The following is a 26,318-nucleotide window of genomic DNA, read 5'->3' as shown; positions in this document are numbered from 1 at the left end:
CCTCGCTGACTTGGAATAAGTTACGCGGCACCGAACACAAGCGCAAACCCCCAGGTCAACCCGTAACCCCACGTTCATAACCCCAGGTCACAGCCCCACACCACCCCACCAACCACCCGAACCACACGAATGTGATCCACCACACACCGCTGTCGGCCCGCGTCGGCTCATCGATTCGCGCAGCTCCGAGTCGAACGGCCGCTACTGCGGCACCGTCGTCAGGCGCGACTCGGCAGCAGGTCGGCAAGAGCCACGTCAAGCGTCGGAAACCGGAACTCGAAGCCCACCTCGCGCAGCATGGTCGACGTGGCGTACCGCCCGGTGAGGCCGAGCGCCGGGTCGGTACGCAGTGCGATCGCGCCCACCGCGAGCAACGGCGCGGGGGTGGGCGGCGACGGCGGGCGGTGCAGACGGCGCCTGAGCTGCCGCATCAGCTCGGCGTTCCGCACGGGGTTCTCGGTCGCGGCGACCACGACGCCCGCGGGCAGCCCGGCACCGTCGTCGGTCCCCAGCGCGCGCCGGACTGCTGCGAGCCAGTCGTCGATGTGGATCCAGCTGAACCACTGGCGCCCGTCGCCTACCCGGCCGCCCGCGCCGGCGCGGGTGATCGAGACCAGGCGCCCTAGCGCAGGCGACTCCGATTCGAGAACGATGGAGGTGCGCAGGATCGTGAGCCGCTCGGCAGCAGCACCCGCCACGGCCTCCTCCCACGGTAGGGCGACGCCGGTCATCTGCGGCAGGCCCGGGTCCGGCAGTGGGGTTCCCTCTGTACACGGCGTCTCGCCCGCGTCGCTCCAGATCGCGGTGGTGCTCGCCTGGACCCAATGCGGCACGGGCCGGCCCAGCCGCGCCACGGCCGCCACCAGGGCCCGCGTCGGCTCGACTCGGCTGCGGGTGAGCGCCGCGATGTTCGCCGCGGTCGGCCGGCAGTCGACCAGCTTCCCGGCGAGGTTGATCACCGCGGTCCGCGGCTTCGCCAGCTCGTCGGCCCAGGCACCGACGGTGCGCCCATCCCACTCCACCTGCCGGAACGCAAGCGCGGGGTCCACGGCGCGCGTGAGGATCGCGACCGCGTGCCCGCGGCTCGTGAGGTCGGCCGCGATGCGGCGCCCCAGCAGACCACTGCCACCCGCGATCACCACGTTCAGCGGCGCCTCGCACGCCGCCCCGGCGCGCCGGGCGAGCAGCGCCAGCGTGGTGTTCGGCCGGGCGGCGAGGCGCCTCGCGAGGATCCGGTCGTACAGGGGCGCGGAGGGCCCCGTGCTGCTGACGGTCTGGGTGACGAGAGTGCCGGCACCGTCGCCGTGCAACTCCCAGCGCACGACGGTGGCGCCCAGCGGCTCCGGCTGCGTCAGCTCCAGCAGGCGGCCCGGGTCGCACGCGGTGACCTCGATAGGCGGGGCGAACCTGCGGTGCACCCAGCTAGCCGCGATCACCGGCCGCCAGTCGGCGCGCATGCCCGTGGCGACCGGCCCGGCGGCGCCGCCGACCACCGCGAGCGAGCCGAAGATCGGATGCCACCGGGGCAGCTCGTCGAGGTCCGAGAGGACCGCCCAGACGGCGTCGAGGGGCGCGGCGATGAACTGGCGCGCGTTGCGTGCGATACCCATGGCGCGACGCTAACCCCGCAGGTGGCGGGCGCAGTATGGGGTATCTCACGATGACTACATCCCCACACGGAGCCCGGTGCGCGGCCCTAGGGAGCGGGCACGACGCCCGTGTCGGCGCCGGGCTCGACACGAGTGGTGAATTCGGGCAGCAGCGGCGCGACGGCCATCCGCCCGCCACCGTCGGGCACGACCTGGACCGTGCGGACCGAGGCTGCGGCGGCGATGCTGCGCAGGTCGGAGCCGGTCCCCCACACCACCGCTCCCACGACCGACGCGGTGCCCGCACGGAAACGCGCGGCGCTCACGCGGGCGATCGCCGAGCCGCGGGCGTCGGGGGCGACGAGGTCGGGGACCTGGGTCGCGGCCACTGCATTCGCGGCCTCGAGGGCAGCAGCGCTCTGCCCGGTGGCGACCGAGACGATCGGCGTCTGGACGCCGTTGATCGGCACGCGCATCAGCAGCCTCCCGACGCGGACACGACCGAGCTCGGCCCACGTCTGGTCGGTGGTCCACTCGGTGACCGGGGACACCAGGGCCCAGCGACGCTCGCCCGCCGGCGCGGCCCGCAGTGAGGCCGCAGCGACCGCTTCGTAGTCCGCGACCGTCTGGCCGGGCTCGGGACCGAGCCGGTCACCGTCGAACCGGGGGGCGGGCAACGGCCGGGAGGCGCCGAGCCCGTACAGCAGGCCGACGACCACGACCAGCAGCGCGACCAGCGCACCCCAGCGGGCCACGGAACCGTCGCCGCGGGCCACGCCCCGGCGCGCGGCGACGGGGGCCGGATCGTGATCGTCGTCCGACACGTCAGTGCTCCCGCAGGACGTCCAGCGCGTGCTGGAGGTCCGCGGGGTACGGCGACGTGAACTCCACGTACTCCCCCTTGGTGGGGTGCGTGAAGCCCAGGGTCCGCGCGTGCAGCCACTGCCGTTCGAGGCCCAACCGCTTGGCCAGCACCGGATCGCAGCCGTAGGTGGTGTCGCCGCAACACGGGTGGTGCAGCGCCGAGAAGTGGACGCGGATCTGGTGGGTGCGGCCGGTCTCCAGATGCACGTCGAGGAGGGACGCGGCGGCGAACGCCTCGAGTGTGTCGTAGTGCGTAATCGACGGCTTGCCGTCCTTGGTCACGGCGAACTTCCAGTCGCTGGAGCGGTGCCGACCGATCGGAGCGTCGATGGTCCCGCTGGACGGGTCGGGGTGCCCCTGCACCAGCGCGTGGTAGCGCTTGTCCACAGTCCGCTGCTTGAACGCCCGCTTGAGCACCGTGTACGCCCGCTCCGACACGGCGACCACCATCACGCCCGACGTCCCGACGTCGAGGCGGTGCACGATGCCCTGGCGCTCCGGCGCCCCCGAGGTCGAGATGCGGAAGCCGGCCGCAGCGAGGCCGCCGATCACCGTCGGCCCCGTCCACCCGACGGACGCGTGCGCCGCGACGCCGACCGGCTTGTCCACGACCACGATGTCGTCGTCGGCGTACAGGATCGTCATACCCTCGACCGGCTCGGCGACGATCTCGAGCGGCCGGGCCGGCTCAGGCAGCGTCACATCCAGCAGCGCGCCGGCGACCAGCTTGTCGGACTTGCCGACGACGGCACCGTCGAGCGTGACCGAGCCCTCCTCGGCGAGCTCGGAGACGACGGTGCGCGACAGGCCGAGCAGCCGCGCCACACCCGCGTCGACCCGCAGCCCGTCCAGCCCGTCGGGGACCGGCATCGTCCGTACCTCACGCATCCGACCCGCCGTCCTTCCCGGACTTGCCGCCGAACCCCTGATACGGGTCACGGCCGAACAGGGTGAGCGCCACCAGCAGCACGGCGGCGCAGCAGATCGCCGAGTCGGCGACGTTGAACACTGGCCACCAGCCGACCCGCACGAAGTCCACGACGTGCCCGCGCAGTACCCCGGGCGAGCGGAAGATACGGTCGATCAGGTTGCCGGCCGCACCTCCCAGCACGAGTCCGAGGCCGAGCGCCCACCACACGGACTGCAGGCGCGAGCCCATGCGGATCACCCACACCACGACGGCGATCGCGATCAGCGAGAGCACCCACGTCATGGAGGTGGCCATCGAGAACGCGGCGCCGGAGTTGCGGATCAGGGTCAAGGTGACGGTGTCGCCGATGATGCGTACCGGCCGCTCGGGGTCGATGTACGCGACGACGAGGCACTTGGTGAGCACGTCGAGCGCGATCACCAGCAGCGCCACGCCCGCGAGCACCAGCCGCGGGTTGGTGTGCGATGCGGCGCCGGCCACCGTGCCTGCGGCAGCGCCTCGCGCCCCTCCCACGGCAGCCGGATCCCCGTCGTCCGCGGCACGTGTCACTGCTCTACCGTCCAATCCATAATGCCTATGATCCATGACCGCCGCGTCCGCCCCGTCGCGCGGGCCGTCCCCGCTGCTCTGCTCGTGCTCGCGGCCGCGTGCGGCACATCCCCGTCCGACGCGCCGTCCTCGTCGTCCACCGCGGCCGCCCGGTCGATCGGGGCGCCGGCACCGTCGGCGGCCTGCGCGGCCCGCGCGGTGACGATGCCCGCAGACGCCGTCACCGTCGACCTCCCGTCGGCGACGGTGACGGTGACGGACCCCGGAGCGCAGCCCCGCCGGGCGCTGACGCTCGCGCCGACGCGCACGCAGGCGACGACGCTGTTCACCAACTCCCTGCAGGTCTCGCAGATCACCGGTCAGCAGCCGTCGGGCGGGAACCGCGACGTGACCGTCCCGCTGACTGCGCAGCCGACGTGCACCGACCCGACCGATGTGGCGCTGTACTTCGGCGCGCCGAGCTCCACGGATCCCGCGCTGACGCACGCGCTCCGCGCGGAGGCGGGGACCGTGGGACGGATCCGGCTGGCCGCGACCGGGGAGGTGCGCTCGATGACGCTGAACGCGCCGGACGGGATCTCCGACGAGGCGCAGTCTGCGTTCGAGCAGGCCCTGCTGCAGACGTTCACGCGCATGCTGCCGCTGCCTGCCGAGGCGGTCGGCGCGGGGGCTACCTGGACGGTGACCCGCCACCTGACCGGCGAGACCGACCTGCAGCAGACGTCGACGGTGACCGCCGCGGCGGTGCCCGCGTCCGGAGCCGTACGGCTGACCGCCACCGTCGACGAGTCGCCGCAGACGTCGATCTTCACGGTGCCCGGAAGCGATCGGGTGCTGACCATCACCAGCTACACCTCGACCGGGCCGGCCGACCTGACGCTCGACCCCGCGCTACCGCTGCCGGCGTCCGGCGGCGCCGCACTGCAGGGCGGCCGCACGCTGGCGGGCGACACACCCGGGCAGCAGCTGGTGCAGAAGACCGGCCTGGTCTATCGCTTCACGGCCGACTGAGCGCGGGGCCCGGGGCGGGTCAGCCGCCGCACGAGGGCGTGGTGCGGCCCAGCTGCTGCAGCATGCCGCACGCGTAGGTGCGCTGCAGCTTCCACTGGCCGTCGTCGAACACGAATGTAACGTCGGCGCTCTGGTTCTGGCCGTTGACCAGCGCAGAGACCGTAGCCTGCGCCTGGCCCGGAGTCTGCAGGTGCGGCGTGCCGATCTGCCAGGTGAAGGACGGGTTGTCCTTGCGCAGCTTCACCAGCTCGTCGAACATCGGCGAGTCGGCGGCAGTGGCGCCCTGTACGAGGGAGATCTTGTCCTTCGACGGGATCTTCGGATCGACCGCCTCGTTCAGCATCGCCTCGAGCTGTGCCGCCGTGGGCGCCTGGTTCGCCGAGTGCGACTCGGCGCCGGCCGCAGCGGCCGTCGAGCTGAGCTGCGGCGGGGGCGGCAGAGCGTCGCCGCTGCCGCAGCCCGCGAGGCCGAGAGCCGCCATCGCGGCGGCCGTGGCCACCAGGGTCTTGCCGAACTTCACGTGATGCATCCCTCTCGGTCCCACCCCATCGCCGCGGGGCCGCGCACCGGCCCGCCCGCGCGCGTCGGTCAACGTAGTCCACTATGCAGTAGGAATTCCACCTCCCGGTGCAGGCGCGGCGGACCGATGCGGAGTTGACGCCCACAATCGCAGCCTCCAAGCTGCAGGCATGACTGCGCGCGTGATCGTCCTCTCCACCGGCGGCACGATCGCCAGCCGCGCCGACGATTCGGGGGCCGCGGTGCCCACCGACACCGCGGCACGGCTGACCGCCGGTCTGACACCGGAAGGAATGCACGTCGAGGCGCGTGACCTGCTGAGCACCGACTCGTCGGCCCTGACCCTCGCGGACCTCGACACCATCCGTGCGGGCGTCGCCGAGGCGCTCGCGGACCCCGCGGTGACGGGCGTGGTGGTGACCCACGGCACCGACACGATGGAGGAGACCGCCCTGCTCGTGGACCTGGGGCACGCCGACCCGCGGCCCGTGGTGTTCACCGGGGCCCAGCACCGCGCCGACGATCCCCAGGCAGACGGGCCCGCGAACCTGGCGCACGCACTCGCGGTGGCCGCGGACCCCGCGATGCAGGGCCACGGGGTGCTGCTGGCGTTCGCCGGCACGGTGCAGACGGTGCGGGGCGTGACCAAGTCGTCGACCGATGCGCCGCAGCCGTTCTCGGGCGGCCTGCCCGTCCCGGGACCCACGCCGCAGCGGATGCTGGTGGCCAGCGGACCGGTCGCGGGGCTGCGGGTGGATGTGGTCGCGTCGTATCCCGGTGCCGACGGGACGCTGCTGCGGGCGGCCGTCGCGGCCGGCGCCGACGGTGTCGTGCTGCTCGCCACGGGCAACGGCAACACCACGGTGGAGCTCGCCGCCGCCGTGCGCGAGGCGATCGAGTCGGGGGTGACCGTGGTGGTGTGCTCGCGAGTGCCCACCGGCGCCGTCGACGCGCTGTACGGCGGGGGCGGCGGCGCGCTCGACCTGGTGGACGCCGGGGCGATCGTCTCCCGCCGGCTGCGCGCGGGTCAGGCCCGGGTCGCATTGCTCGCGCTGCTCGCAGCAGGTGTCGGCGAGCAGTGGATCGGCGCGTACTTCGGCGTCTGACCCACACGTCGGGCCCATGACCAACCCTCGGACGTACACCGATGCCGATCTGCACACCGCCCCATTGGGTCGCAACCCGGACACCGTCGTTGACCCGTCGGCTGAGGCGGTCGTAACGTCCGGACGGAGGCCCACCAGTCGATCGATCGGACAGGAACCATGAACCGTTTCGCAGCAGCGTGCGCCGTAGGCGCCGCCGTTCTCACCGTCGCAGCCTGTTCGTCGTCGACCACCCAGAGCGCCGGGCCGTCGTCGAGCGCGACGTCCACGAGCGCAGCGGGGGCCGCGATGGCCGGTGGCGCCCACACCGTCACCCTCGCCCCCATGCCCACCGGGACCGCAACACTCACATGGAACGCCGCGAACGAGACGGTGACCGCGGCGCTGAACATGTCGGGCTTCACCCCCGGTGGGGCGCACGCCATGCACATCCACCCGGGTACCTGCGCCGACCAGACCAAGCCACCGTCGGTCCCGTTCCCGGACATCACCGCCGACTCGTCGGGCGACGTGCACCAGACCGTCACGTCGACGACGAAGTCACCGGGCGGGATCCCGGCATCGTCGTACCTGAACATCCACCTTGCACCGAGCGCGACGATGGGCGCCCCCGGATCGTTGGGGTTCACGCCGATCGCATGCGCCGACATCCCCGCGGGCACCGCGCACGGGCCGGTGACACTGAAGCTCACCGCGCCGCCCGACCACGGCCGCACCCCGGCCGGCACCGCGACGTGGTCGTACGACGCAGCGACGCACAAGCTGACCGTGGACGTGCGGGCCACGGGGCTGCCGGCGAACACCAGCCACGCCGTGCACTTCCACGACGGGTCGTGCGTCAAGCAGGGCGCCGTCGCCTACGGTCTGCCGGACCTGAAGACCGACGGATCCGGCGGCGGTTCCGAGCACGCCACCATCACCGTCTCCGGGCCGCCGCCCGCGCACGGCTGGTACGTGAACCTGCACTTCGGGCCGATGGCCAAGATCCTCGCGGGTGGCAACCCGACGATGGAGTTCGCGCCCGTGCTGTGCGGGGACGTCGTCGGGTAGCGACCCGACGACCTTTGTTCCCGAACTGTGGTCCGTGAGGCACGGATTCTCGCAGTTCGGGGACGAAGGTGGCGGCACCCTGTGATGGAATCCGTCTGAGGATAATTTCCCACTGTCGGGCGCGAGTGCTCTGAACAGCAGATATCGGGATAGAAATGGGGAGCCGCGGGCGCCGTCGTGGTCTCTGCGGACGCATTCGAAAGCCGCTACGTTGCCAGCCGCGGACCACGCCAATACGATCTCTCCGTACGACACGTAGCGGCCTGACCAGCGAACATGTGACGTGAATGCCGATCGGTCGTGCTGGCGGTCGTGCGCTCGGTCGTATTTCTTCGAGAACGACTCCGCCGAATTTCCCGAACTGCGATTCCGTGAGTCGTGAGGTCGCACGACGCCGCCTGAGGAGGCCGTTTCCGATGTCCGTGAGCAGATCCGCATCCACTCGCTGGGCCGCGGCGTGTGCCGGTGTCTGAACAGCAGCGCGGTCCGTCGGCGCTCTCGGTGCGGGGCCTGCGCAAGACGTACGCGGACGGCTTCACCGCCGTCGACGACCTCGACTTGGAGATCCCGGACGGAGCGTTCTTCGGGCTACTCGGGCCCAACGGCGCCGGCAAGACCACGCTGATCGGTTCGGTGTGCAACATCGTGCGGCCGACGGCGGGCACGCTGACCGTGTTCGGCCACGACCACCGCACGCGCGAAGCACGGTCGCTGATCGGGCTGGCCGAGCAGGAGATCAACGTCGACCGCTTCCTGTCGATCCGGCAGATGCTGATATACCACGCCGGTTACCACGGGATCGGCAGGCGCACGGCGAGGCGGCGGGCAGACGAGTTGCTGGGACTGCTCCGACTCGACCGGAAGGCGGACTCCCGCGCGTATGAGCTCTCCGGCGGCATGCAGCGGCGCCTCATCCTGGCGCGCGCGCTGATGCACCGCCCGCGGCTGCTGATCCTGGACGAGCCGACCGCGGGCGTGGACGTGGAGCTACGGGCCGAGATCTGGCGGCTGGTCAAGAGGCTCAACGCCGCCGGCACGACCATCCTGCTGACCACCCACTACCTGGAGGAGGCCGAGACATTGTGCGACCAGATCGCGCTGCTGCGCGCCGGGCGGATCGTGGATCGGGGCTCCTCGAACGCACTGCGGGAGCGTTACGGAGTACGCGATATATCCGAGGTGTACAGCCGGGTGCTCAGCGTGGAAGTCGACTCGTGACCGACACGCTGACGCCCCGATCCGCGGAGGACGCCTTCGCGCCCGAACGCCCGGCGTTCCTGTGGCTGCTCGAGCGCGAGGTGCTCCGGTTCGCCATCATCTGGCGGTACTCGATCATCGGGCCCGTGCTGTCGACGGTGCTGTTCGTCGTAGTGTTCGGCACCGCGCTGGGGCATCGCGTCGCGGCGATCGACGGGGTCTCGTACGGACAGTTCATCGTTCCGGGCCTGTTCGTGCAGGCCATCGTGAATGTCGGCTTCTTCAACGGCACCACCAGCCTGTTCGAGGCACGCCGCGACCGGTACATCCACGACGTGTTCGCCAGTCCCCTGCGCTGGTGGGAGATCGATCTCGCCTTGGTCGGCGGCGGCGTCGCCCGTGGCACCACGGTCGGCGCCGGGGTCCTGGCGATCGCGATGCCGCTCACCGGCTGGCACCGTGTCGCGCATCCGCTGTACCTGGTCGCGGGCACCGCCGGGGTACTCCTGCTGGCTGCGCAGGTCGGCGTGATCGCGGGCGGCCTCGCCACGTCGCTCGACCACGTGTACTCGATGGAGTCGATAGTCCTGCTGCCCCTGGGATTCCTGGGCGGCGTCTTCTACTCGGTCGACGACCTGCCGAGGATCTGGGCCCTGGCCAGCCGCTTCGACCCGGTGTTCTGGTTGGTCCAGGTGGAACGGATCGGGTTTCTCGGGCACGGGGACGTGCAGGCCGGGTGGGCGCTCGGCGTGGTGTGGGGACTGGTCGTCGTGCTGTCGGCGTGGTCGTCGTTCATCTTCGCCACCGGGGGGCTCAAGGCGTGACCGACTCCTGGGCTGGGGGTGGGAAACGACCTGAGGCACTATGTCGGGGTGAGCACCAGCTTCGCGCGCACACCGCTCGCTTCGCCCACGCGGTGCGCCTCCGCGACGGCGGCGAGCGGGAACGTCCGGACGGCGGGGAGCACGAAGCGCCCCGACTCGACCAGCGGGCCGATGTCGGCGAGGGCGTACAACGCGCGGCCGGTGTCGCCGCGGCTGAACCGCACACCGAGCTGCTGGGCGCCCGCGAAGTCCGCGATCGTCACGACGCGCTCGGCGGCGCCGGTGAGCGCGATCAGCTCGGGCAGGACCCCGCTCCCGGCCACGTCGAGGGCCGCGTCGACACCGTCGGGCACGAGCGCGCGAACCCGCGCGACCAGCCCGTCGCCGTATTCGACGGGCTCGGCACCGATCAAGCGGAGGTGGCCCTGGCTTGCCGGACCGCCGGTGCCGATCACGCGGGCACCACGCGCCACCGCGAGCTGCACCGCAGCGCCGCCGACACTGCCGGAGGCGCCGCTGACCAGCAGCGTCAGGCCCGTGACTCCGCGTCGATCGACACCGAGCTGGTCCAGTGCGCGTGCGGCGGTCTCGACCGCCGCCGGCAGCGTGGCGGCCGCCGCGAAATCGAGCGCCGCCGGGATCGCGACACAGTGCGACAGCACCGCGAGTTCCGCCTGCGCCGCACCGTCGGTACAGAAGCCGAACACCCGATCGCCGACGGCCACGACGGACACACCCGCGCCCACCTCGTCGACGACGCCCGCGGCCTCATAGCCGAGCGTCTGCGGGAGCTGCCGGTCCATCAGACCTCGGCGCTTCTTCCAGTCGCTCGCGTTGACCCCGGCCGCGTGCACAGCGATCCGGACGTGACCGGGCCCCGGGTGCGGGTCGGGGAGGTCGACGAGTTCGAGGACCTCCGGTCCGCCGAACCGGCTGAACCGGACCGCCCTCACCTGATCACCCCGTTCACATCGGGCTCCTGCGCGCCTGCTTGCGGGCGTACATCACGCGGTCGGCGCGGACGAGCGCCGTATCGAGTTCTTCGACCGTCGGGTCGAAGACGGTGACGCCCACGGAGACCCGGGGGACGATCGGCTCGGGCGGGCCCGCCGTCACCGTCAGCGGCCGGGCGACGTGCTCGTGCACGATGCGCGCCAGCGCGGGTGGGTCCGGGCACTCGTCGCTCGCGGGGGCGCAGACGACGAACTCGTCCCCCGACCAGCGCGCGGCCAACGCGCCGGGTACCGGTGTCGCCCCCACCGCCCGACCCACCGCGACCAGGATCTCGTCGCCCGCTGCGTGTCCGTAGCTGTCGTTGAAGTTCTTGAGGCCGTCGACGTCCGCCATCGCGAGGAACGTGGGCCGATAGGGGTAGGTGGCACGGGCCAACTCGCGCAGCCCGCGCCGGTTGAGCAGGCCGGTGAGGTGATCGTGCCGGACGTCGTGCTCGAGCGCGCCGATCGGCCCCCACTCCTCGATGATCGTCAGGACCAGTGGAACGCCCCTGCGACGGACCACCGACTTGCGAACGCGCGCGCGGATGGCCGACCCGTCCTTGCGGAGCAGCCGCCGGTGCACGACGCCACCGTCGGACAGCCCGTCGAACATCTCCTCCGCCTGCGCATCGCGGACGGCGAGGTCGTCGGGGTGGATGACACGCTTGGAGTCGAGCGTGAGGGCCTCGTCGAGCGTGTAGCCGAGCAGCTCGGCGAAGGCTCGGTTGGCCTGGACCACAGTGCCGTCGTCGCCGTGGATCACCATCGCGAGATCCGATGCGGCGAGCAGCGCCCAATAGGCGTCGCCGTCGAGCGGCGGGGCGCCGTCCGCAGGCTCGGGGTGCACGCGCCCTCCTCGACTCATCACTTCATCGCCCAACGTATGGTTCACCATCTAATACTACTGGGTCGATATCGTAACGTTTCACACCTAGTTGTTCATTCTAGCCACTGCGACATCGGGCGCTGACCGAAATGACGGATACATGCTTCAGTTCTCTGAGAGGTCCGGCCAGTCGAGCGAATCGATCGGATCCGCGGGCTGCAGCGCCGGATCGTCGCCCTGGAACGACCGCATCTTACCCGGGCCGCTGGTGCGCGTCTCGAACCGCACCGACAGCACGCCGTGGCCCGCACCCTGGACCCAGCCGTGTCCGAACTCGGGGTGCCGCAGATCCATCCCGGTGCGCCACGTCGGGCCCGTCGTGTCCGGCCTCGGCGAGTCGTCGGGCTCCGCGGACTGCTCCTGCTCCCCGGGCGGCGGGGCGAGGTCACCGTCGAGCTCCGGGAACAGGGAGAACTGCACCGTTGTGGACAGGCCCGAGAAGCCCACACCGACCAACCGGATCGCCCCCACCTCGACCGGGTCGAGGGCGAGCCGCTGCGCGGTCGCGAGCAGGAGGGCTCCGTCGCTGGTGGCGTACGGCAGCGTCGCCGAGCGGGTGAGGATCGACATGTCGGAGCGCTTGAGCTTGAGGACCACGGTGCGTGCCCCGCGACCGTCGCGCTCGAGCCGGCGGACGGCGCCCGCGCAGCTGCGCTCGATCTCGCGGCGCAGCGCCGCGAGGGTGGTCACGTCGTTCTCGAGCGTGTGCTCGGCGCTGATCTGCTTGGCCTCGGCGCGCGGGTTGACGGGGCGGTCGTCGACCCCGCGGGCCAGCTGGTGCAGTGCCGGCCCGAGGGTGGCGCCCAGCACCGATACGACCTCGACGTCGGACATCGCCGCGAGCTGGCCGATGGTGTCGATGCCGAGCCGCGCGAGCCGATCTCCGGCCACCGGGCCGATGCCCCACAGCTTGCGCACCGGCAGGTGCGAGAGCAGGGCCTCCTGCTCGTCGGCGGCGATCACCAGCACACCGTCGGGCTTGGCCAGGCCGGAGGCGATCTTGGCGGTCTGCTTCCCGGCGCCGGCGCCGACCGAGGCGACGAGGCCGGTCGCGGCCAGGATCCGGGCCCGCAGCTCCTCGGCGAAGGCGACGACGTCGTCTTTGCCGGCGCCGGCCAATTCCGCGGGCTCGCCGAACGCCTCGTCGAACGAGAGCGTCTCGACCACGGGGACGAGCTCGCGCACCGCCCCGAACACGCGGCGGCTGGCCGCGGAGTACACGGCGCCGCGCGGCGGCAACACCACCGCGCCTGAGCCCACGAGCCGACGGGCCTGGTGCATCGGCATCGCCGAGCGCGCGCCGAACACCCGCGCCTCGTAGCTCGCGCCGGCGACGACGCCGCGGCCGCCCAGGCCCCCGACGAGGACGGGGCGACCCCGCAGCGTGGGACGCGTGAGCTGCTCGACGGACGCGAAGAACGCGTCCATGTCGAAGTGCAGCACCCAGCGCGCGGCCACGGTGGGTCAGGCGACGGTCAGGCGCGCCGTGACACCATCGCCGACATCGACACCGTCTGCACCGGCGTCCGGCGCATCGACGATGTCGAGCGAGGTGGCCAGCACCTCGCCCGCGATCAGGTCGCGGTGCCGCAGCGCCCACTCACGCCGCCCGGCCGGGACCGCCAGGGTGAGCGAGATGCGGTCGGACACGTCCAGCCCGGCGGCGCGGCGCGCCTCCTGCAGCTCACGGACGCGGTCCTTCGCCCAGCCCTCGGCCTCGAGCTCCTCGGTCACAGTCAGGTCGAGGACCACCAGGCCCGCACCGTCGGGCAGCTCGGCGGTCGAGTCCGGCGACGTCGCGACCAGCTTGCGGGTGAACTCGCCGTCCTGCAGGGCGATACCCGCCTCGAGAGCGGAGCCTGCGGAGCGACCCGGCCACACGGTGACGACCCCGTCCTCCTCCGACCAGTCCCCGGCCTTGACGGCCTTGATGACCTTCTGCACGTCCCTGCCGAGCCGTGGTCCGGCGGCGCGGGCGTTGACAGCGAGCTCGATGCGGCCGTAGGCGTCCGCGTCGTCGGAGAGCACCACGTCCTTGACGTTGACCTCGTCGCGGATCAGCGCCGTGAACGGGGCGAGCCGGTCGGCACGCGGGCCCGCCACCGTGAGCGCCTGGAGCGGCAGCCGGACGCGCAGCTTGTTGGCCTTGCGCACCGACGACGCGACCGAACACACCTCGCGGACATCGTCCATGGCGGCGACCAGCTCCGGGTCCCCGGGCAGTTCGCCCGCGCCGGGCCAATCCGTCAGGTGCACCGACTCGCCGCCCGTGAGGCCGCGCCAGATCGCCTCGGTGGCCATCGGCAGCAGCGGCGCCGCGATCCGGCAGACCGTCTCGAGCACCGTGTAGAGGGTGTCGAAGGCCGCCTGGTTGTCGGAGCCGCCGGTCCAGAACCGCGAGCGCGAGCGCCGCACGTACCAGTTGGTCAACGCGTCGGTGAAGGTCCGCAGCTCGTCGCACGCGTCGGCGATGTCGGTGCGGTCCAGCGCCTCGGTGATCGCGTCGCGGGTCTGCGCCAGCTTGGCGAGGATGTACCGGTCGAGCACGTCGGTCGAGTCGGTGCGCCAGGTGGCCGGCTGCTCCGCGTACAGCGCGAAGAAGCTGTAGGCGTTCCACAGCGGCAGCAGCGCCTGCCGCACGCCCTCACGGATGCCCTGCTCGGTGACGACGAGGTTGCCGCCGCGCAGGATGGGGCTGGCCATGAGGAACCAGCGCATCGCGTCGGAGCCGTCCCGGTTGAACACCTCGTTGACGTCCGGATAGTTGCGCTTGCTCTTGGACATCTTCGCGCCGTCGTTGCCGAGGACGATGCCGTGCGCCGCGCAGGTACGGAACGACGGGCGATCGAACAGCGCCGTCGCCAGGACGTGCAGGTTGTAGAACCAGCCGCGGGTCTGCCCGTTGTACTCGACGATGAAGTCGCCCGGGTAGTGGGTCTCGAACCAGTCCCGGTTCTCGAACGGGTAGTGCACCTGCGCGAACGGCATCGAGCCCGACTCGAACCAGCAGTCCAGCACCTCGGGGACGCGGCGCATCGTGGAGCGCCCCGTCGGGTCGTCCGGGTTGGGGCGCGTCAGCTCATCGATGTGCGGCCGGTGCAGGTTGGTCGGGCGCACGCCGAAGTCGCGCTCGAGCTCGTCGAGCGAGCCGTAGACGTCGATGCGCGGGTGCTCCGGGTCGTCGGACATCCACACGGGGATCGGCGCGCCCCAATAGCGGTTGCGGCTGATGTTCCAGTCCTTGGCGCCCTCGAGCCACTTACCGAACTGGCCGTCCTTGATGTGCTCCGGCGTCCAGGTGATCTGCTGGTTGAGCTCGACCATCCGGTCCCGGAACTTCGTGACCTCGACGAACCACGACGGCACCGCCATGTAGATCAGCGGCTGGCCGGAGCGCCAGCTGTGCGGATAGCTGTGCTCGATCGTCTCGTGCCGCAGCAGTCGCCCCGCGGCCTTGAGGTCCTTGATGATGACGGGGTTCGCATCGAACACCTGCAGGCCCGCGTAGGGCGGCACCAGCGAGGTGAAGCGCCCGCCCGGATCGAGCGGCTGCACCACCTCGATGCCGTACGTGCCCGTGGCGAGGTCCATGTCCTCCTCACCGAACGCGGGCGCGAGGTGCACGATGCCGGTACCGGAATCGGTGGTCACGTAGTCCGCGAGCAGCGTCACGAACGCCTTGGGATGGTCGGCGAAGAAGTCGAACGGCGGGGTGTACGCGGCGGATTCGAGGTCTGCGCCCCGGTAGGTCCCCTTGACCTGCGGCTGCTCGCCCAGCTCGCGGACATACTGGCCGAGGCGGCCCTGGGCCAGCAGGAACTCCTGGCCGGCGAACGGGGTGCCCTCGGCGGCCACCACGTGCACGTAGTCGAGGTCGGGGTGCACGGCGATCGCCAGGTTCGACGGGAGCGTCCACGGGGTCGTGGTCCAGATCAGGGCCTGCACACCGTCGAGCGCGGCGAGCCTGGTGCCTTTCGTGCGCAGCGGCATCCCGACGGTGACCGCCGGGTCCTGGCGCATCTTGTAGGCGTCGTCGAGCTTGGACTCCTGGTTGGACAACGGCGTCTGCTCGTACCAGGAGTACGGCAGCACGCGGTAGCCCTGGTAGATCAGGCCCTTGTCGTACAGGGTCTTGAACGCCCACATCACCGACTCCATGAAGTCGATGTCGAGCGTCTTGTAGTCGCCCACGAAGTCGACCCACCGCGCCTGCCGCGTCACGTAGTCGCGCCACTGGTCGGCGTACCGCAACACCGAGGTGCGGCAGTAGTCGTTGAACTTCTCGACGCCCATGGTCTCGATCTCGGACTTGTCCTTGATCCCCAGCTGGCGCTCGGCCTCGAGCTCCGCGGGCAGGCCATGGGTGTCCCAGCCGAACCGGCGGTCGACCTTGTAGCCGCGCATCGTGCGGTAGCGCGGGACCAGGTCCTTGACGTAGCCGGTGAGCAGGTGGCCGTAGTGCGGCAGGCCGTTGGCGAACGGCGGGCCGTCGTAGAAGACGTACTCGGGCGCGTCCGCGCGACCCTCGATGGACTTGCGGAAGGTGTCGCCGGACGCCCAGTACGCGAGTACGCGCTCCTCCAGGTCGGGGAACGACGGTGTCGCGGCCCCTCCCCCGCCGGTCATGTCGGTCAGGGGGTAGGGGCGTTCGGTCTCACCCACGGCGGGTCTCCTCGTGGCTCATCGTGCCTGCTTCGTGCCTCGGTCGTGCCGGCACGGGGACGATGGCCCGACATGCGCCGGGTACCGCGGTACCACCCCGCTTGCCGCCCCGTTGCAGGAGTGGCCGCTTCGTTCGGGCTGTGACGGGCCCGTACCCGTCCGGTTCTACTGGGGCACGCAGTGGGCCCGTTCTTCCGGATGCTCCCCGGTGATGGCCGGATCGTCGCGGGTTCCAGTGTAAGGGACGAGAGCGAGAGTTCTGTTCCGCGCCGGCCTGATCCTCGCGGTCGTGCTGGGGAGCGAGCGAGCCGCGGCGGCGGACCGGGGCGCGAGCGGCGGTGCAGGGGGCGGAGACGACGGGCGGGTGGCGCGCACGTGCACAGGTCACCCCGCCCCGATCACGGGGCAGGTGTCATCTGAGATCGACAGAATTTCTTCGATCGCGGGTCAACGACCTGCGGTTTCGCGCCGCGCCCTAGAAAAATCATGTCGATCTCGGCGTCAATCGAAGTTCGGGCGCGGGAACTGCCGGGTGCGGTCGTCATTGCCGATCGGCTGAGCGGATTCCCCGGAGCGCGCCGCCTCGGGTTCGGCCTCATCGCCGCCATCGTTCGCATCGTCGTCGGCCGCGCTGTCGTGCCAGGACGGCCCATCCTCGATCCTCGCGATCAGGTCGGTCTTGTCGGGGTCGTACCCGGCATGTCGGAACGCCGCCCGCTCGGCCGCGTCGTCGGTGTCAGCCGGGGACTCGTGTGTCCAGTCGACCGGCGCCGAGTGCCGCAGGCCCAGCGCGAGCTGTTGCGTCGGCGGGGCGTCGCCCTCGTGGTGACCGAACTCCTCGTGCCCGATCGTCCCGGCCACGCCGTCCACGGTCCGGTCGACACCACTGTCCGCGGGATCCGCCGACTCCGCGGTTCCGGTCTCGACCGGCTCCGGCTCGGAGTCCGTGTCGGGCGCGCGGTGCCCGGCACGCTTGGCCGCTCCGGTGGTCGCGGCACCGACAGCCGTCGCAGCACCCGCACCAGCGGCGAGGTCGGCCACCGTCCGCTGCTTTCCACGCGCGGGGCGCTCCGCATCGCCCGCGTCCGGGGCACCGTCGCGTTCCGCCCTCCGATAGGTGAGAACGTCACCGAGCAGCAGGAGGACACCGACGGCGCAGACCGCCACGCAAGCCACCGCCAGCCACATGTTGGCCGTGATCAGTGCCGCGATGAGCAGGACGAACCCGACCACCGTCGCGCCGAGCGCGGCTATCAGCATGCGATTCCCCTCGACGGGTACCCCGACCTACTTGTTGAACGACGGACCGTTGATCCCGCCGTTGCCGGGGTCGTTGAAGTTCTGGCCGTTGCCGTGGTCGACAGGCGCCGCGCTACGCAACGAGGACAGCTCTTCGAGCTGACCCTCGAGGTAGGTCTTGAGGCGGGTACGGTATTCGCGCTCGTAGGTCTTGAGCTGCTCGATCCGACCCTCCAGCACCGTGCGCTGCTGGTTGATGGTGCCCATGATCTCGGTGTGCTTGCGCTCGGCGTCCGCCTGCAGGGCGTCGGCCTTCTCCTGCGCGCCGCGCAGCTGGTTCTCCGAGCGCGACTGGGCGTCGGCGAGCATCGCATCGGAGCGTTGGCGCGCGTCGGCGAGCATCGCCTCCGACTTCTGCCGCGCGTCGGCGACCATCGCCTCCGACTTCTGCCGCGCGTCGTTGACCAGCGCCTCGGCCTCGGCCCGCGACGTGCTCGTGAGTCGGTCGGCGGTGTCCTGCGCGAGCGACAGCACGCGCGCGGCACGCAGCTGGTGTTCCTCGAGGTCCGGGCCCGACTTGGCGGGAGCGGGCTCGGGAGCCGCGGTGGGCGTCACCGCCGCGAGCGGCGCGGCCGGGGCCGCGGGCTGCGCGAACGCCACGGTGCTGGTAGTCGACGGTTCGGCGGCGGCTCCGTGGCTGGCGCGGGCCTCGGCGAGCTCGCGCTCCAGCTCGGCGTTGCGCTGCTTGAGGTCTGAGTTCTCCTCGACGAGCCGCGCGAGCTCCGTCTCGACCAGATCGAGGAACTGGTCTACTTCGTCCTCGTTGTAGCCTCGCTTGCCGATGGGCGGCTTGCTGAACGCCACATTGTGAACATCAGCGGGTGTCAGCGTCATGTCTCTATCCCCTCAGGTCGGCGGTCGATGCGTTGCGCTGCTCGTCAGTCAGTCCGGTACTCACTGTAACTAGAGCACATCCTGTCACACTAGACCCGCTCGTTCTGCATCCCAGGTCGAGATTCGCACCTGAATGTCCGAATCAGGTGACTGAATGCCTGGCATCTCAGTATGGCAGAACGCTCTGCAGCACACCGATGACGATGAACACGATCAACATCGACAGGTCCAGCCGCACCGGTCCGAGCCGGACGGGCGGAATGAGCCGTCGCAGCAGCTTGAGTGGCGGATCCGTCACCGTGAACACCGCCTCCAGGAGCACCACGCCGAGGCCTTTCGGATTCCAGTCTCGAGCGAGGGACTTCACCACCTCGAAGACCAGACGCACGATGAGCAGAAGGAAGTAGATATACAGCAGAGTGTGGACCGTCAGCCAGAAGCCATGCACGGGTTCCACTCTGCCTGATCGACCCCGGAGACGCCGCGAGCCCCCACACCTGCGACGGTGTGAGGGCTCGTGCTAGCACGGTGGGCCGGGCGGGAACTACTGGCTGTAGAAGCCGGTCTCGACGATCCTGGCCCGCTCCTCGGCAGTCACGTCGATGTCGGCGGTCGACAGCATGAAGACCTTCTTCGCGATGCGGTCGAATGACCCGTGCAGCGCGAACGCCAGGCCGGCGGCGAAGTCGACCAGACGCTTGGCATCGGCGTTGTCCATGCCGGTCAGGTCCATGATCACCGGCGCGCCCTCGCGGTACTTCTCCCCGATCGTGCGGGCGTCCTCGTACGACTCGGGCTGCAGCGACACGATCCGCGACAGGGCGCTGTTCTCCGCCACGACCTCGGTGCGGGGATCCACGGCGAGGGCGCCGCGGGTCGACAGCGCCGGGCGGTGCGTGTCGGCGCGCAGCGGCTCGAGCCGGGCCGGACGCGGCACCGGCGCGGGCTCGCGGTAGCGCTCGTCATAGCCGTATCCGGGCTCGCGGGCGTACTCGCCCTCTCGGGCGTAGTCCTCGTACGCCTCGTCACGACGCCCCTCGTACGGGTACGGGCGGTCGGCGCGGTAGCCGCTGCGGTACTCACCCTCGTACGAGTCGTACTCGTCATCGAGGGTGCGACGCCGGGATGCGTGCGCCCGCGGCTCGGGCGTCTTCACATCCAGGTACTGGTCGTCGTACTCCTCCAGCGGCACCATGCCGAAGTACTGCTTCACCTTGTGCAGAGTGCTCATTCGCTAGTGCCCTTCCCTCGGCCCGCCGCGTCGTCCGTTGTGACTGCTGTGACTGACGTTATGGCTGAGAGATTACGGGGCGGGTCCCGAGAATCGCGGTTCCGACACGCACGCACGTCGATCCGAATTCGATCGCGGCCTCCAGGTCGCCCGACATCCCCGCCGAGAACACCGTCGCCCCCGGATGCCGCTGCCGCACATCCGCCCACACCGCGGCCAGCCTCTCGAACGCCGCGGCCGGCTCCCAGTCCCGCGGCGGGACGCCCATGACGCCGCGCAGCTCCAATCCGTCCGAGTCCTCCACCTGATCGGCCAGCGCCGGCAGGTCCGGCACCGTCACTCCCCCGCGCGCGGGGTCACCGTCGAGACTGACCTGCAGTAGAACGGCGAGCGGAGTCGAGCGCACGCCCGCGTCGCGGCCCGCGGTGACGGCGCCGTCGAGCGCGGTGGCGAGGCGCGCGCTGTCGAGCGAGTGCACCAGCGAAGCCCAGCGCGCGACCGAGCGGGCCTTGTTCCGCTGGATGTGGCCGAGCATGTGCCAGCGCAGTTCCGCGAGTTCGGCAGCCTTCCGGATCTCCCCCAGCTCGGCCGCCTTGCCGGCGGCCTCCTGCTCGCGATTCTCGCCGAAGTCGGTACAGCCGAGCTCGGCGAGCAGCGCGATGTCGGATGCCGGGAAGAACTTGGTGACCGGAAGCAGCGACACCTCCCCCGGCTCGCGACCGGCGGTCCGGCACGCCGCATCGATGCGAGCACGGGTCATCGCGAGGCCGTCGGCCAGCCGGGCACGACGGTCGGCGAGGCTCACCGGCGCTCCTGCGGAGTCGGGTCCATCCAGATGACGGACGCGAGCCGACCCGTCGGGGCGCCGCGCCGGTGCGAGAACAGAGCGGGATCGGAGATGGTGCAGCGCGGGTCCTCGGCGACCGCGGGGCAGCCGGCCTCGATCAGCTGGCGGCGGATACCCGCGCGCAGGTCGAGACCGGCGGTGCCCTTGTCGGTGCGGCACCGGCTGCCGGGCAGATGCGCCTCGACATCCGCGGCCATGTGCGCGGGGACCTCGTACTTGGCGCCGCTGGCGGCGGGGCCGAGGAACGCCCCGATCCGCTCGGGGCGGGCGCCCAGCTCGACCATCGCCTCCAGAGTGCGGGGCACGATCCCGATGCGGGCGCCGACGCGGCCGGCATGCACAGCGGCGATCACGCCGGCCTCGTCGTCGGACAGCAGTACGGGAACGCAGTCGGCCGTCAGCACGGCGAGCGCGAGGCCGGGCGTAGCGGTGACGAGCGCGTCGGTCGCCTCGACGTTGCCGTCCTGCGGGCCGGTGACGACGGTGACGGTGCGGCTGTGGATCTGCTCCATCCACACGAGATGCCCCGCGTCGACGCCGATCGTGGCTTCGAGACGCGCCCGGTTGGCGGCCACGGCACGCGGGTCGTCGCCTACGTGGTCGCCCAGGTTGAATGAGTCGTACGCCCCGCTGGACACGCCGCCGGCCCGGGTAGTGACCACGCGTCGGACACGAAAGTCGTTGGTGGACAAGTGATCAGATCCAGTCTGTACAGAAGCGGGCACGCCCCCAGTATAGGGGCGTGCCCGCGGTGGTCTGTGCGGTCGGCGGCGCCGTCTCGAAGGTCAGCGACGCTGCATGAAAGTGGGCACGTCGACATCGTCGTCGTCGATGTACCGCGGCCGCGGCGCCGGCTGGTTGGCGAACGGGTCGAGCTGCGAGGGGCGACCGGCGAAGACGGTGCTCGCCGGCCGGGGCGGCGCGGGACGCTCGTCGCCCGTGGCGTGGTGCTGCCCGCCGGTGGTCGCAGCCGGGCGCGTGGTCGTCCGCTTGGCGGCGGTGCCGTCGAAGCCCGCGGCGATGACGGTGATGCGCACCTCGTCGCCGAGGTTGTCGTCGATCACGGTTCCGAAGATGATGTTCGCATCCTCATGGGCGGCGTCGGCGACCAGCGTGGCGGCCTCGTTGATCTCGAACAGGCCGAGGTCGCTGCCGCCGGCCACCGACATGAGCACGCCGTGCGCGCCCTCCATCGAGGTCTCCAGCAGCGGCGAGTTGATCGCCGCCTCGGCCGCCTTCATGGCCCGACCCTCGCCGCGCGACGAGCCGATGCCCATGAGGGCGCTGCCCGCGCCGGACATGACGCCCTTGACGTCGGCGAAGTCGACGTTGATGAGGCCGGGCGTGGTGATCAGGTCGGTGATGCCCTGGACACCGTTGAGCAGCACGTCGTCGGCGCTCTTGAACGCGTCCATGAGGTTGACGTTGGCGTCCCCGAGCTGCAGCAGTCGGTCGTTGGGGATCACGATCAGGGTGTCGCACGACTCGCGCAGGGCGGAGATGCCGTCCTCGGCCTGGCGGCCGCGGCGCTTGCCCTCGAAGCTGAACGGCCGGGTCACGACGCCCACGGTGAGGGCGCCGAGCTTGCGTGCGATGGTCGCGACGACGGGGGCGCCGCCCGTGCCGGTGCCGCCGCCCTCGCCCGCGGTGACGAAGACCATGTCGGCGCCCTTGAGGAGCTCCTCGATCTCGTCCTTCGCGTCCTCGGCGGCCTTGCGGCCCACCTCCGGGTCGGCGCCGGCGCCGAGACCGCGGGTGGAGTCGCGGCCCACGTCGAGCTTCACGTCCGCGTCGCTCATGATGAGGGCCTGGGCGTCGGTGTTGATGGCGATGAACTCCACACCCTTGAGGCCCTGCTCGATCATCCGGTTCACGGCGTTCACGCCGCCACCGCCGATGCCGACGACCTTGATTACGGCGAGGTAGTTGTGCGGGGGCGTCATAGCGCTGTCGCCTTCCTTGGTGTCTTTCGCGGGTATGTCTCTAGCGGGACAAACCCTAAACCTCAACGAAAGGCTTAGAATTATGTCAAGTAACCGCCTGCGGACCAAGGTAGAGGTCGGCACGGCGCCTACCGGTTAGGCGCGCCGCGTGTCGGCGAAATCGGGGATCCCAGCCGGGCTGACGGCGACACCGACGCGGGCGCGCGGGCGACTCCGAGCCCACAGCGGCGAGGGGGGGAGGCCGGCGAGCGCGTACCCGACTACGCCGGGCCGCACCGACCGCGCGGGCGGCTACCTGACCGTCGGGATCTGCGGGTTGACCACGTTGAACAGGTGGCCCGGGCGGGTGAGGATCATGCGCAGCGCGATGGCCTTCGCGGCGGGCTGACTGTCGTCGCCCCACATCACGACGCGCTTGTCGTGCAACACGATCCGCACGGCGGCGGGCGAGTCTGCGCCGATCTCGACGATCTGGCCGCGGAGGTCGTCGGGCAGCGACATCAGCACGTCCATGGCCGCGCGGGTGTCGGCGTCGGCGGCCGACGGTGACGACGTGGTGAGCTTCGGCGTGAACGCCGGCGGCTTCGGCACCTGCAGGAACGGGTCGCCCTCGGTGTCCACGAGCACCGGCCGGCCGCGGTAGATCGCGTAGGCGACGGCCTCACGCTCGGTGACGTGCACGATCACCGTCGACGGGTACTGCACGGTCACCGTCGCGCTGTCGATCCACGGGCTCACGGCGGTCACCTTGGCCCCGGCCGCGTCCCGCTCCGACTGCTGCAGCTGCATGAGCGGGCGCCCCTTGAGGAAGCCCACGGCGGCGGTGACCCGGTCCAACGGCGCGTTCGTCGCGCCCGTCACGCTGACCGACCGCACCGAGAGCAGTGGCGAGAAGTACAGGACCGCGACCAGGCCCACGAGGCACCCGATCACCCCGAGGACGAGCAGCAGCGGGAGCAGCCCCGGGATGCGCCTGCGCGAGCCGGCTCTCCGGGGGCGGACCTCATCGCCGTCCGCCCAGTCACCGTCGGCCCCGTCCGAAGGGCTCAACGGCCCGCCTCCTCGAGCGCGGTGAGGATCGCCGGACCGACCAGCGTCACGTCGCCGGCCCCCATGGTGACGACGATGTCGCCCGGTCGGGCGAGTTCGGCGACGGCGTGCGCCACCTGGGACAGGTTGGGCACGTATCGCACCGGGGCGGTGACGGCGTCGGCGACGAGGCGGCCCGTCACCCCCGGTACCGGTTGCTCGCGGGCGCCGTACACGTCCAGGACCACCACCTCGTCGGCGAGCGACAACGCAACGCCGAACTCGGTGGCGAACTGCGCGGTACGCGAGTACAGGTGCGGCTGGAACACGACGATCACGCGGCACGGCCCGCCCTGCTTGGCTGCCATGTCCCGGGTCGCGGTGAGCACGGCGCGCACCTCGGTCGGGTGGTGGGCGTAGTCGTCGAACACCCGCACGGCGCCCGCGGTGCCGCGCAGCTGGAAGCGGCGGTGCACACCGCCGAAGCTCTCGACACCCTCGATCACCTTGGCGGTCGGGTAGCCGAGGCACACCGAGGCGATGGTGGCGCCGATGGCGTTGAGCGCCATGTGCTTGCCCGGGATGGACAGGATCAACGCGCGCTCGGACACCTGCCGGTGCTCGTCCGAGAACCGCACCTTCAGCAGGCCGCCCTCGGCCCGCGGCTTGTAGTCCAGCAGCGTCGCGATCATGGTGACGTCCGGCGCCAGGTCGGCGTGCAGGCCCTCGCCGTAGCCGAACACCGCCACGCCGCGCGCCCGCAGGTCGGCGTGCTTGCGCTGCGCCAACCGTGCTGCACCCTCGTCGTCCAGGCACAGCACCACGGCCCCGCCCGGCCGCACCCGATCCAGGAAGGCGTCGAACACCGCGACGTACCTCTCCTCGGACCCGAAGAAGTCCAGGTGGTCGGCCTCGACGTTGGTCACTACCGCGACGTCGGGCGCGTACTGCAGCAGCGAGCCGTCGGACTCGTCGGCCTCGGCGACGAACACGTCGCCGCTGCCGTGGAAGGCGTTGGTGCCCGACTCGTTGAGCTCCCCGCCGACGGCGAACGACGGATTCGCCCCGCAGTGCTGCAGGCCGACGACCGCCATCGACGTGGTGGACGTCTTGCCGTGGGTCCCGGACACCAGCAGCGTGCGGTAGCCGGCCATCAGGTCGGCCAGCACCTCGGGGCGCAGGATCACCGGGATGCCGCGTCGGCGGGCCTCCACCAGCTCGGGGTTGTCCTGCGGGATCGCGGCGTGTGTCGTGACGACGACGGTGGGTCCGCCCGGCAGCAGGTCGAGCGCCTCGGGGCTGTGGCCGATCGCGACCTGCGCACCGCGGGCCCGCAACGCCAGCACGCCACGGCTCTCCTTGGCGTCGGAACCCGACACCTGTCCGCCGCGCGCGAGCAGGATCCGCGCCACGCCGGACATGCCGGCGCCGCCGATGCCCACCATGTGGACGCGCTGCAGCCGCTCCGGCAGCGCGCCACCGCAAGACTCAGCGTCCGTCACCGCTGCCGTCCTCTCCGCCGATCGTCGGTCGCGCTCCAGTCCCGTCGCGCTCCAGTCCCCTGCGCGGCCAGTTCCAGCGCCGCGGCGGCGACGGTGCCGGCCGCGTCCCGGTGACCGCAACCGGCCGCCGCCGCGCCCATACGCGCAAGCCGGTCGCCGTCCTGCGCCAGCGGGACGACGGTGTCACGCACGTACGCGGGGGTGAAGTCACCGTCGGCCACCATGATGCCACCCCCGGCGTCGACGACCGGGGCCGCGTTGAGCGCCTGCTCGCCGTTGCCGTGCGCCAGCGGCACATACACCGCGGGTAGCCCCACGGAGGCGACCTCGGCCACCGTCATCGCCCCCGAGCGGCAGACGGCGAGATCGGCGGCCGCGTAGGCGAGGTCCATGCGAGTCAGGTACGGCACGGCGACGTAGCCCTGCGCCGGGCCGATGCCGCCGAGCTCGAGAGTGTTCTTGGGGCCGTACGCGTGCAGCACCCCCACTCCGGCGGCGACGAGATCCCCGGCGGCGCCGACGACACCGTCGTTGAGCCGGACCGCGCCCTGGCTGCCGCCGAAGACGAGCACGACCGGTCCGTCCGTCGGCAACCCGAAGTGGGCGCGTGCCTCGGCGCGCAACCCCGCCCGGTCGAGACCGGAGATCGTGGCGCGCACCGGCATGCCGACCACCTCGGCAACGACACCGGAGCCGGGAACCGCGGCGAACACCCGCGTCGCGAGCCTGGCACCGACCCGGTTGGCCAACCCGGCGCGGGCATTGGCCTCGTGGATCACGACGGGGATGCGCAGGCTCTTCGCGGCCAGGTACGCGGGCAGCGCGACGTACCCGCCGAAGCCGACCACCACGTCGGCATCCACCGAGCGCAGGATCCGCCGCGTGGCCCGCACCGCGCCCGCGACGCGCCCGGGCAGCCGCAGCAGGTCGCCCGAGGGCCTGCGGGGCAGCGGCACCGGCGGGATCAGCTCGAGCTGGTACCCGCGCGCGGGGACCAGCCGACCCTCGAGGCCCTTGGTGGTGCCGAGTGCCGTGACGCGGGTGCCGGGAGCGAGGGCGGAGACGGCGTCGGCGACGGCCATCGCGGGCTCGATGTGCCCTGCCGTGCCGCCGCCGGCCACGACCACGGATCGCGGCCGGGTGGTGCCGCTCGGGTCGCGTGTGGTGTGCCGCGTGGTCAGGGGTTCCTCCTCCGGTCGGGGTGGCGACGCGGGGCGTCGCCGACGCCACCGCGGCGCCAGGGCTGGGCCGCGGTCTCCGGGCCGCGGCTCTGGGTTCCTCGGGGCTGGGCGGCCCGGACCTGCGCGGATCGCGCCTGCGGACCGCGGGCCTGGCCGCCCGGCCGCGGGCGGTTCAGGGACGGGTCGCCGTACGGCGCACGGTCGTACGGCGAGGGCCCGACGAAGTCGGAGGCCAAGCGGTCTTAGGAAGACAACCACTAGTCCCAACT

Annotated in this window: 24 protein-coding genes; 5 read left to right on the top strand and 19 right to left on the bottom strand. The window is 71.5% G+C overall.

Annotated elements, in window-relative coordinates; all coding sequences use genetic code 11:
* Window positions 1-218: 218 nt before the first annotated feature.
* The 4 genes from ABD908_RS18795 to lspA all read right to left on the bottom strand — a co-directional run bounded on the left by ABD908_RS18795 (window position 219) and on the right by lspA (window position 3,933).
* Window positions 219-1,610 carry a DUF1731 domain-containing protein gene (locus ABD908_RS18795; protein WP_344998766.1) on the bottom strand — a complete coding sequence of 464 codons (1,392 nt, stop codon included), beginning with the start codon at window positions 1,608-1,610 and terminating at the stop codon, window positions 219-221.
* An 86-nt stretch (window positions 1,611-1,696) separates the two neighbouring features.
* Entirely contained in the window at window positions 1,697-2,413 is a 717-nt protein-coding gene (locus tag ABD908_RS18790) for a hypothetical protein (RefSeq protein WP_344998764.1), read from the bottom strand.
* Window position 2,414: 1 nt separating this feature from the next.
* Window positions 2,415-3,341 carry an RluA family pseudouridine synthase gene (locus ABD908_RS18785; RefSeq protein ID WP_344998762.1) on the bottom strand — a complete coding sequence of 309 codons (927 nt, stop codon included), beginning with the start codon at window positions 3,339-3,341 and terminating at the stop codon, window positions 2,415-2,417.
* Window positions 3,334-3,933 (bottom strand): signal peptidase II, encoded by a 600-nt coding sequence (gene lspA, locus ABD908_RS18780; protein ID WP_344998760.1) that lies wholly within the window; start codon window positions 3,931-3,933, stop codon window positions 3,334-3,336. The genes ABD908_RS18785 and lspA overlap by 8 nt, the downstream gene beginning before the upstream one ends.
* A 21-nt stretch (window positions 3,934-3,954) precedes the next feature.
* Here lspA and ABD908_RS18775 point away from each other — a divergent pair, with 21 nt between their 5' ends.
* Complete coding sequence (locus tag ABD908_RS18775) at window positions 3,955-4,944, top strand: hypothetical protein (protein ID WP_344998758.1); 990 nt, start codon at window positions 3,955-3,957, stop codon at window positions 4,942-4,944.
* A gap of 19 nt (window positions 4,945-4,963) precedes the next feature.
* Here ABD908_RS18775 and ABD908_RS18770 read toward each other — a convergent pair whose 3' ends face one another.
* Window positions 4,964-5,464, bottom strand: a complete 501-nt coding sequence (locus ABD908_RS18770; protein WP_344998756.1) for a WKL family lipoprotein — start codon at window positions 5,462-5,464, stop codon at window positions 4,964-4,966.
* A 169-nt stretch (window positions 5,465-5,633) separates the two neighbouring features.
* Here ABD908_RS18770 and ABD908_RS18765 point away from each other — a divergent pair, with 169 nt between their 5' ends.
* From ABD908_RS18765 to ABD908_RS18750, 4 genes are all read left to right on the top strand, one after another.
* A complete protein-coding gene (locus ABD908_RS18765; protein ID WP_344998754.1) occupies window positions 5,634-6,569 on the top strand; it encodes an asparaginase in 936 nt (311 codons plus the stop codon).
* A 159-nt stretch (window positions 6,570-6,728) separates the two neighbouring features.
* Entirely contained in the window at window positions 6,729-7,619 is an 891-nt protein-coding gene (locus ABD908_RS18760) for a CHRD domain-containing protein (RefSeq protein WP_344998752.1), read from the top strand.
* Between the two features lie 465 nt (window positions 7,620-8,084).
* Complete coding sequence (locus tag ABD908_RS18755) at window positions 8,085-8,837, top strand: ABC transporter ATP-binding protein (protein WP_344998750.1); 753 nt, start codon at window positions 8,085-8,087, stop codon at window positions 8,835-8,837.
* On the top strand, window positions 8,834-9,640 hold the full coding sequence (locus ABD908_RS18750) for an ABC transporter permease (protein ID WP_344998748.1): 807 nt from the start codon (window positions 8,834-8,836) through the stop codon (window positions 9,638-9,640). The genes ABD908_RS18755 and ABD908_RS18750 overlap by 4 nt, the downstream gene beginning before the upstream one ends.
* Window positions 9,641-9,678: 38 nt before the next feature.
* Here ABD908_RS18750 and ABD908_RS18745 read toward each other — a convergent pair whose 3' ends face one another.
* From ABD908_RS18745 to murG, 14 genes are all read right to left on the bottom strand, one after another.
* Window positions 9,679-10,593 carry an NADP-dependent oxidoreductase gene (locus tag ABD908_RS18745; RefSeq protein WP_344998746.1) on the bottom strand — a complete coding sequence of 305 codons (915 nt, stop codon included), beginning with the start codon at window positions 10,591-10,593 and terminating at the stop codon, window positions 9,679-9,681.
* Window positions 10,594-10,606: 13 nt separating this feature from the next.
* On the bottom strand, window positions 10,607-11,482 hold the full coding sequence (locus ABD908_RS18740) for a sensor domain-containing diguanylate cyclase (protein ID WP_344998744.1): 876 nt from the start codon (window positions 11,480-11,482) through the stop codon (window positions 10,607-10,609).
* 144 nt (window positions 11,483-11,626) lie between these two features.
* A complete protein-coding gene (locus tag ABD908_RS18735; RefSeq protein WP_385924262.1) occupies window positions 11,627-12,949 on the bottom strand; it encodes a DNA polymerase IV in 1,323 nt (440 codons plus the stop codon).
* Between the two features lie 36 nt (window positions 12,950-12,985).
* Window positions 12,986-16,147 carry an isoleucine--tRNA ligase gene (gene ileS / locus ABD908_RS18730; protein WP_344998773.1) on the bottom strand — a complete coding sequence of 1,054 codons (3,162 nt, stop codon included), beginning with the start codon at window positions 16,145-16,147 and terminating at the stop codon, window positions 12,986-12,988.
* A 537-nt stretch (window positions 16,148-16,684) separates the two neighbouring features.
* Window positions 16,685-17,443 carry a hypothetical protein gene (locus tag ABD908_RS18725; protein ID WP_344998740.1) on the bottom strand — a complete coding sequence of 253 codons (759 nt, stop codon included), beginning with the start codon at window positions 17,441-17,443 and terminating at the stop codon, window positions 16,685-16,687.
* Between the two features lie 27 nt (window positions 17,444-17,470).
* On the bottom strand, window positions 17,471-18,316 hold the full coding sequence (gene wag31, locus ABD908_RS18720; protein WP_344998738.1) for a DivIVA-like cell division protein Wag31: 846 nt from the start codon (window positions 18,314-18,316) through the stop codon (window positions 17,471-17,473).
* 166 nt (window positions 18,317-18,482) lie between these two features.
* Window positions 18,483-18,764, bottom strand: a complete 282-nt coding sequence (locus tag ABD908_RS18715) for a YggT family protein (RefSeq protein WP_344998736.1) — start codon at window positions 18,762-18,764, stop codon at window positions 18,483-18,485.
* 96 nt (window positions 18,765-18,860) lie between these two features.
* Window positions 18,861-19,547, bottom strand: coding sequence for a cell division protein SepF (locus ABD908_RS18710; protein ID WP_344998734.1), 687 nt, complete (start codon window positions 19,545-19,547; stop codon window positions 18,861-18,863).
* A gap of 58 nt (window positions 19,548-19,605) precedes the next feature.
* A complete protein-coding gene (locus ABD908_RS18705) occupies window positions 19,606-20,352 on the bottom strand; it encodes a YggS family pyridoxal phosphate-dependent enzyme (RefSeq protein ID WP_344998732.1) in 747 nt (248 codons plus the stop codon).
* Window positions 20,349-21,056 carry a peptidoglycan editing factor PgeF gene (gene pgeF / locus ABD908_RS18700; protein ID WP_344998730.1) on the bottom strand — a complete coding sequence of 236 codons (708 nt, stop codon included), beginning with the start codon at window positions 21,054-21,056 and terminating at the stop codon, window positions 20,349-20,351. The genes ABD908_RS18705 and pgeF overlap by 4 nt, the downstream gene beginning before the upstream one ends.
* A 123-nt stretch (window positions 21,057-21,179) precedes the next feature.
* Window positions 21,180-22,337, bottom strand: coding sequence for a cell division protein FtsZ (gene ftsZ / locus ABD908_RS18695; RefSeq protein ID WP_344998728.1), 1,158 nt, complete (start codon window positions 22,335-22,337; stop codon window positions 21,180-21,182).
* Window positions 22,338-22,628: 291 nt separating this feature from the next.
* Window positions 22,629-23,387 (bottom strand): cell division protein FtsQ/DivIB, encoded by a 759-nt coding sequence (locus ABD908_RS18690; RefSeq protein WP_344998726.1) that lies wholly within the window; start codon window positions 23,385-23,387, stop codon window positions 22,629-22,631.
* Entirely contained in the window at window positions 23,384-24,811 is a 1,428-nt protein-coding gene (murC, locus tag ABD908_RS18685) for a UDP-N-acetylmuramate--L-alanine ligase (RefSeq protein WP_344998770.1), read from the bottom strand. The genes ABD908_RS18690 and murC overlap by 4 nt, the downstream gene beginning before the upstream one ends.
* A gap of 53 nt (window positions 24,812-24,864) precedes the next feature.
* Window positions 24,865-26,049, bottom strand: coding sequence for an undecaprenyldiphospho-muramoylpentapeptide beta-N-acetylglucosaminyltransferase (gene murG / locus ABD908_RS18680; RefSeq protein ID WP_344998768.1), 1,185 nt, complete (start codon window positions 26,047-26,049; stop codon window positions 24,865-24,867).
* Window positions 26,050-26,318: the final 269 nt, after the last annotated feature.

The organism is Tsukamurella soli, from assembly GCF_039541155.1.
GTDB classification, from domain to species: domain Bacteria; phylum Actinomycetota; class Actinomycetes; order Mycobacteriales; family Mycobacteriaceae; genus Tsukamurella; species Tsukamurella soli.
Note: the sequence above shows the minus strand (reverse complement) of the source record. Positions and strands in the feature narration are given on the sequence as shown.